Source organism: Plantibacter lichenum (assembly GCF_050587525.1).
Taxonomy (GTDB): Bacteria; Actinomycetota; Actinomycetes; order Actinomycetales; family Microbacteriaceae; genus Plantibacter.
Genome location: NZ_JBOBFT010000020.1, coordinates 48202 through 55319, shown reverse-complemented (window position 1 = coordinate 55319; position 7118 = coordinate 48202). Strand labels below are relative to the sequence as shown.

The 7118-nt window shown below is 70.9% G+C and carries 4 protein-coding genes and 1 pseudogene; 4 read left to right on the top strand and 1 reads right to left on the bottom strand.

Annotated features, from left to right (window positions below; genetic code table 11):
- Both ACQ3HB_RS19985 and ACQ3HB_RS19980 read left to right on the top strand, forming a co-directional pair.
- Positions 1–191: pseudogene (locus ACQ3HB_RS19985) on the top strand (hypothetical protein); the annotation flags it as partial.
- Positions 192–358: 167 nt separating this feature from the next.
- Positions 359–853: a GNAT family N-acetyltransferase gene (locus tag ACQ3HB_RS19980; RefSeq protein ID WP_430922568.1), complete on the top strand. Its 495-nt coding sequence runs from the start codon at positions 359–361 to the stop codon at positions 851–853.
- A 14-nt stretch (positions 854–867) separates the two neighbouring features.
- Here ACQ3HB_RS19980 and ACQ3HB_RS19975 read toward each other — a convergent pair whose 3' ends face one another.
- Positions 868–1437 carry an NUDIX hydrolase family protein gene (locus ACQ3HB_RS19975; RefSeq protein ID WP_430922566.1) on the bottom strand — a complete coding sequence of 190 codons (570 nt, stop codon included), beginning with the start codon at positions 1435–1437 and terminating at the stop codon, positions 868–870.
- A 149-nt stretch (positions 1438–1586) separates the two neighbouring features.
- On the opposite strand from ACQ3HB_RS19975, the gene ACQ3HB_RS19970 reads away from it, so the two are divergent.
- Both ACQ3HB_RS19970 and ACQ3HB_RS19965 read left to right on the top strand, forming a co-directional pair.
- The gene (locus ACQ3HB_RS19970; RefSeq protein ID WP_430922565.1) at positions 1587–2231 is read left to right on the top strand and encodes an alpha/beta hydrolase; all 645 of its coding nucleotides are present in this window, start codon (positions 1587–1589) and stop codon (positions 2229–2231) included.
- 66 nt (positions 2232–2297) lie between these two features.
- Complete coding sequence (locus ACQ3HB_RS19965) at positions 2298–7091, top strand: ATP-dependent helicase (protein ID WP_430922563.1); 4794 nt, start codon at positions 2298–2300, stop codon at positions 7089–7091.
- The last annotated feature ends 27 nt before the right edge of the window (positions 7092–7118 follow it).

The following is a 7118-nucleotide window of genomic DNA, read 5'->3' as shown; positions in this document are numbered from 1 at the left end:
CCGGTGGCGCAGGCGCGGCGCAGGGCCAGGGCGGCGCTCGCTCCGGCGGCTCGCGTGGGGGCGCCCGCACGGAAGGCGCCGCGGCGTCGACCGGTGGAAGCCGTTCGCACTACAGCACGGGCTACGCCTCGAACTCGCAGGCACCCGCCGCATCGTCACGCCCCCGCACCAACCGCCGGGCACAGAGCTAAGCTCCACACCTCCCGCTCGAGGAGGACCTCCGTTCAGGAGGAACTGCAGGCCAGCCGCATATTGCGGCTGGCCTTCGGTCTGTGCGGGACTCCGCGGTCCTCGATGTCGCCCCGCGGGGCGCATCGGTCGATTTGGGCTGGGCGGCTGGGCGGGTTACGGTCTCACCATGAACGCCAACGCTGTTGTTCGACCCATCCGTGACGTCGACGCCGAATCCCTCGGTCGTGTGCACGCCACCTGCTGGCACGAAACCTACGACCACCTCATCAGCGAGGCCACCCTCGCCAAGCTGTCCCCTCGCCGCATGGCCGAGCTGTGGACGCACTGGGCCGCGCAGGGCCCCGAATACACGCACTTCGCCGCGCTCGTCGACGGCGAGATCGTCGGCTTCTCCGGATCGGGTCCGGGACGCGACGACGACATGCCTCGCGAACGCGAGCTCTACTTCGTCTACCTGCTCGACGCCTGGCACGGCACCGGCATCGGCCAGCAGCTCTTCGACGCGGCCATCCCCGCGGACCAGCCCGCCTACCTGTGGCTCGCGGCCGACAACCCGCGTGCGCACCGCTTCTACGAGCGCAACGGTTTCCGTGCCGACGGCGCCGCGCGCACGGAGCCGTTCCTCGGCGAGACGATCGACGAGGTCCGTCTCACGCGCTGAGCGGAGAGCCCGGCTCAGCGCAAGCGACCGACGGACGCGAGAGCCGCGCGGAGGAGGGTCCCACGACCGCCCTCCATCTCAGCGGCGATCGCATCGGTGCTCGCCTCCTCCGGCGTCATCCAGGTGATCTCGAGCGCGTCCTGACGCGGCTCGCACGTACCGGTCACCGGGACGACGTACGCGAGGGCCACGGCGTGCTGCCGGTCATCGGAGTACGGCGACTGCCCCGGCAGCGGGAAGTACTCGGCCACCTGGAACGGAACCGGAGAGGTCGGTAGCAGCGGGAACGCCATGGGGCCGAGGTCCTTCTCGAGGTGCCGGAAGAGCGCATCGCGGATGGTCTCCCCGTACATCACCCGACCCGAGACGAGCGTGCGCGTCATCTCGCCGAGCGCGGTCGCCCGCAGGAGCACACCGACCTCCGTCACGATGCCGACGCCGTCGACCCGGACGGGCACGGCCTCGACGTACAGGAGGGGCAGTCGACGGCGGATCTGCTCGAGCTCCATGTCCGACAGCCAGCCCGGATTGGAGTCGCCGGGCAGGTCGGGCTCAGGCGTTGGGTCTGGGGTGCGAACACTCATGGTTCTTTCTTACCCCATGGATGCTCCGGACGCGTCGTCACCGCGCGACGGGACGGATCACGAGACGGTTGATCCAGCATCCGGGGAACGCCGATGACGGCGGCCCGTGCGACGATGGATCGCACGATCGCCAGCACCGGGAGGAACCCATGACCGACGCACCCGTCATCGACGCCGACGCCGTCCTCTGGTCGGCGGGAGCCACGGATCGCACCGATCGGCCGCTGCTGGTCCTCCTCCACGGCTACGGTTCCCACGAGGGCGACCTCTTCGGCCTGGCCACCTACCTCCCTCTCGAGCCGGTGATCGCCTCGCTCAGGGCGCCACTGCCCGCTCCGTGGCCCGTCGACGGCAACTCCTGGTACCCGCTCGAGCTGCCGGGCGATCCCGCTCCGGCCGGAGTGACGGCGGCGGCGCGAGCGGTCCTCGACTGGATCGACGCCCTCGAGGTCGCGCCGACCTCGATCGGCCTGCTCGGGTTCTCCCAGGGCGGCTCGCTCACCCTGCAGCTCATGCGCCTCGCGCCGGAACGGTTCGCCTTCGGCGTCGTCCTCGCCGGGTTCGTCGCCTCGGGCGAGATGGCGGGCGATGCCGACCTCGCCGTGCGCAAACCGCCCGTCTTCTGGGGACGGGGAACCGAGGACCAGGTCATCCCGGACGCCGCTGTCGCCCGCACGACGGACTGGCTGCCATCGCACTCGACGCTGTCCGGCCGCATCTACGAGGGACTCGGGCACTCCGTCAGCGAACAGGAGCTCGCGGACATCCGCGCGTTCCTCGACCGCCAGTACTGACGACCACACCCGTCACGATTCCGCCACCCTGGACGCCGTGTCGGTGGTGTGATGGATGATGGACGGATGAGCGACGTGCTCGACCGATTCTCCCCGGCCACCCGCGACTGGTTCCAGGGGGCGTTCGTCGCGCCCACCCCCGCGCAAGCAGGTGCGTGGGATGCGATCTCGCGCGGAGCGCACGCACTCGTGGTCGCCCCGACGGGCTCCGGCAAGACGCTCTCAGCATTCCTGTGGTCCATCGACCGGCTCATGTCGCAGGACCTCCTGACGGACGGCCTGATCGCTCCGGGCTCAGCACCCGCCGCTCGCCGCGGCACGCGCGTCCTCTACATCTCGCCGCTCAAAGCACTCGGCGTCGACGTCGAGCGGAACCTGCGCACGCCGCTCGTCGGCATCGGTCAGGCCGCCCGGCGCCTCGGCGTGGAACCGCCGCACGTGAGCGTCGGCGTCCGCTCCGGGGACACGCCGTCGGCCGATCGCCGCGCGCTCGTGAAGGAGCCGCCGGACATCCTCATCACCACGCCGGAATCGCTCTTCCTGATGCTCACGAGCGCCGCCAGGCAGACCCTCACCTCGGTCGACACCGTCATCATCGACGAGGTGCACGCCGTCGCGTCCACGAAACGCGGCGCCCACCTCGCGGTCTCGCTCGAACGACTCGACGCCATGCTCGAGAAGCCCGCCCAGCGCATCGGCCTCTCCGCCACAGTGCGCCCGGCGGAAGAGGTCGCTCGATTCCTCGGAGGCAACGCAGCCGTCGAGATCGTGTCGCCTCCGGCCGCGAAGACCTTCGACCTGAAGGTCGTCGTCCCGGTCGACGACATGACGAACCCGGATGCGGGGATGGCGGGTGCCGGCCGACCAGACGCGTCGGGCGAAGGCGGCGGCTTCGACGGCCCGACCCCGCACGGCGACACCGGCGGGGAGGACCGTGTCGGCAGCATCTGGCCGCACGTCGAGGAGGCGATCGTCGACCGCGTGCTCGCGCACCGCTCGACGATCGTGTTCGCCAATTCACGGCGGCTCGCCGAACGCCTCACCGCACGGCTCAACGAGATCTACGAAGCCCGCATGACGGAGACAGACCTCGTCACACCGGGCGCAGGACGTCCGCCGGCGCAGCTCATGGCGCAGAGCGGGCAGACGCGAGGCTCGGCATCGCTCGCGGCAGTCGCGGCGGCACCGGCAGCACCGGCGCCCGGCAACGTCAACGACGCCGCTTCCGCCGACGAGCCCCTGCTCCTCGCCCGCGCCCACCACGGTTCCGTCTCGAAGGACCAGCGCGCCGGCATCGAGGACGACCTGAAATCAGGGCGCCTCCGCTGCGTGGTCGCCACGTCCAGCCTCGAACTCGGCATCGACATGGGCGAGGTCGACCTCGTCATCCAGGTCGAATCGCCGCCGAGCGTCGCGAGCGGGCTCCAGCGCATCGGTCGTGCAGGCCACCAGGTGGGCGAGATCTCTCGCGGGGTCCTCTTCCCCAAGCACCGAGCGGACCTCGTGAGTACGACCGTCGCCACGGAGCGCATGGAGGCCGGGCTCATCGAGTCGATCGCCGTGCCCGCGAACCCGCTCGACATCCTCGCCCAGCAGACCATCGCCGCGGTCGCGCTCGACGACCTCGACGTGGAGGCGTGGTTCGCCACGGTCAAACGCAGCGCACCCTTCGCGTCGCTCCCCCGCTCCGCCTACGAGGCGACGCTCGATCTCCTCGCCGGCCGCTACCCCTCGGACGAATTCGCCGAACTGCGCCCCCGCGTCGTCTGGGACCGCGACGCGGGAACCCTTTCTGGCAGACCCGGAGCGCAACGGCTGGCGGTCACGAGCGGCGGAACGATCCCCGACCGCGGGCTCTTCGGCGTCTTCATGGTGGGCGAGGCCGAGGGTGCCGGATCCCGGGTCGGCGAGCTCGACGAGGAGATGGTCTACGAGTCTCGCGTGGGAGACGTCTTCGCACTCGGCGCCACGAGCTGGCGCATCCAGGAGATCACCCACGACCGCGTGCTCGTGACGCCGGCATTCGGCCAGCCCGGTCGTCTGCCCTTCTGGAAGGGCGACGGCATCGGCCGCCCCGCGGAACTCGGTCGCGCGATCGGCGCGTTCGTCCGCGAACTCGACACGACTGGCAACGGCTCCACGCCCCGCCTGGAGGCCGCCGGACTCGACGAACGGGCCATCACCAATCTCGTCTCCTACGTTCGCGAGCAGAAGGAGGCGACGGGCGTCGTCCCGAGCGACACGACCCTCGTCGTCGAACGATCCCGCGACGAACTCGGCGACTGGCGCGTCATCCTCCACTCCCCCTACGGCATGCGCGTGCACTCCCCGTGGGCGCTCGCGGTCGGCGCGCGGGTCCAGGAGCGGCTGGGCGTCGACGGCTCCGCCATCGCGAGCGACGACGGCATCATCGTGCGGCTGCCGGACACGGAGAGCGAACCGCCCGGAGCGGAACTCTTCGTCTTCGAGCCGGAGGAACTCGACGCGCTCGTGACCCAGGAGGTCGGCGGGTCCGCGCTCTTCGCCTCCCGGTTCCGCGAGTGCGCGGCGCGGGCGCTGCTCCTCCCGAACTACAGCCCGCAGAAGCGGTCGCCCCTCTGGCAGCAGCGGCAGCGATCCGCGCAGCTCCTCGAGGTGGCCAGGAAGTACCCGACGTTCCCGATCATCCTCGAGACCGTCCGCGAATGCCTGCAGGACGTCTATGACCTGCCCGCGCTCGACGCGATCGCGCGGGAGCTGCAGGCGCGCACCATCCGCATTGTCGAGACCACGACCGATCAGCCCTCCCCCTACGCCCGCTCACTGCTCTTCGGCTACGTCGGCGCGTTCATGTACGAGGGCGACAGCCCGCTCGCCGAGCGCAGAGCTGCCGCGCTCGCGGTCGACAGCACGATGCTCGGCGAGCTGCTCGGCCGCGTGGAACTCCGCGAACTCCTCGACCCGGCCGTCATCGAGCTGACGGAACGCGAACTGCAACGCCTCACCGAGGACCGCAGGATGAAGGGCGTCGAGGGCGTCGCCGACCTCCTCCGCCTGCTCGGTCCGCTCACCGTCCCGGAGATCGCTGAACGCTGCACGTTCGAGGGCGTCGCGGTGTCCGCCGATGCCGTCGCCTCCCCCGTCGCGGAAGGCGTCGCAGCGCAGACCGCTGCAGCGCAAGCGGCCGTGACCACGCTGGAGCGAGCGAAGCGCGTCATCCGGATCCCCATCGCTGGAGACGAACGCTTCGCCGTCATCGAGGACGCCGGTCGTCTGCGGGACGCGCTCGGATCCCCGCTCCCCATCGGCATCCCCGTCGCCTTCACCGAGCCCGTCGCGGACCCGCTCGGCGACCTGATCGCCCGCCACGCGCGCACCCACGGCCCAATCACAACGGGCGAGGTCGCGAAGCGCTTCGGTCTCGGCACCGCCGTCGTCCAGCACGCGCTCAGCCGACTCGCCGACGCCGGTCGCATCGTCCGCGGCGAATTCCTCCCCGCAGGCCGCGGCGACACGACGAGCACCGACCCGCGCGACAACGGCGAGTGGTGCGACGCAGGGGTCCTCCGCAGGCTCCGCATCCGGTCACTCGCCGCGCTCCGCCACGAAGTCGAACCCGTCGACCATGCGACGTTCGGCCGTTTCCTCCCGTCGTGGCAGCACATCGGCGGGTCGCTCAAGGGAATCGACGGAGTCGCTGCCGTCATCGACCAACTCGCAGGCACGTTGATCCCCGCGTCGGCATGGGAGTCGCTCATCCTGCCGTCTCGGGTCTCCGACTACAGCCCGGCGATGCTCGACGAGCTCACGGCGACGGGCGAGGTCGTGTGGTCCGGTGGCGGAACCCTGCCGGGCAACGACGGGTGGGTCGCACTGCACCTCGCGGACACGGCGCCGCTGACCCTCCCGATCGCGACCGACCACGTCCCCGACGCCCTGCAGACCGAACTGCTCGCCACGCTCGGCGGCGGCGGCGCATACTTCTTCCGGCAGCTGGCCGAGTCGGTCGGGTCGACCGATGACACCCTCCTCGTGAACGCGCTCTGGGAGCTCGTGTGGGGCGGGCTCATCACGAACGACACGTTCTCGCCACTGCGCACGCTCGTCGGCGCGGGCAAGTCCGCGCATCGTGTGCAACGACAGACGCCGCGCGCACGCATGTACCGCGGCCACTCCCTGCAACGGCCCACGATGGCCACACGAGCCACTCCGACACTCGGCGGCCGCTGGTCGATCCTGCCGCTCGCCGAACAGGACGCCACGGTCCGCGCGGCTGCGACGGCGGAGACCCTCCTCGAACGGTACGGAGTCGTCACGCGCGGCTCCGTGATGAACGAGGGGGTCGTCGGCGGCTTCGCGCTCGCCTACCGCGTGCTCAACACCTTCGAGGAGAACGGCCGCTGCCGACGCGGCTACTTCGTCGAACGGCTCGGCGGCGCGCAGTTCGCCGCATCGGGAACGGTCGACCGGCTCCGCGGCTTCGTCCGCACCGATGAGTCGCCGGCCTTCGACGCCGTGACGCTCGCCGCGACCGACCCCGCGAACCCATACGGCGCCGCCCTGAACTGGCCGGGCGCCGACGCGACGGGCGTGAAGCACCGTCCGGGCCGCAAGGCCGGCGCGCTCGTCGTCCTCGTCGACGGCGTGCTCGCCTGCTACCTGGAGCGCGGCGGCAAGACGGTCCTCACCTTCGTCACCGACGCCGACGTCCTCGCCGCCGCCGGACGATCGCTCGCCCACACGGTGCGGAGCGGCAGGGTCGAGAACCTCGCGGTCGAGAAGGTCAACGGCGAGTTCGTGCTCGGGACGGCCACCGGGATCGCCCTCCGAGAAGCAGGATTCCAGGAGACACCCCGTGGACTCCGGCTGCGCCGTGGGTAATCTGGTCTCCAGGAACGACCACGGAGG

Excerpts from the sequence above, each read along its gene's own strand:
- ACQ3HB_RS19975 (WP_430922566.1), bottom strand. The coding sequence starts at position 1,437 with ATGAGTGTTCGCACCCCAGACCCAACGCCTGAGCCCGACCTGCCCGGC.
- ACQ3HB_RS19965 (WP_430922563.1), top strand. The coding sequence starts at position 2,298 with ATGAGCGACGTGCTCGACCGATTCTCCCCGGCCACCCGCGACTGGTTC.
- ACQ3HB_RS19980 (WP_430922568.1), top strand. The coding sequence starts at position 359 with ATGAACGCCAACGCTGTTGTTCGACCCATCCGTGACGTCGACGCCGAA.
- ACQ3HB_RS19970 (WP_430922565.1), top strand. The coding sequence starts at position 1,587 with ATGACCGACGCACCCGTCATCGACGCCGACGCCGTCCTCTGGTCGGCG.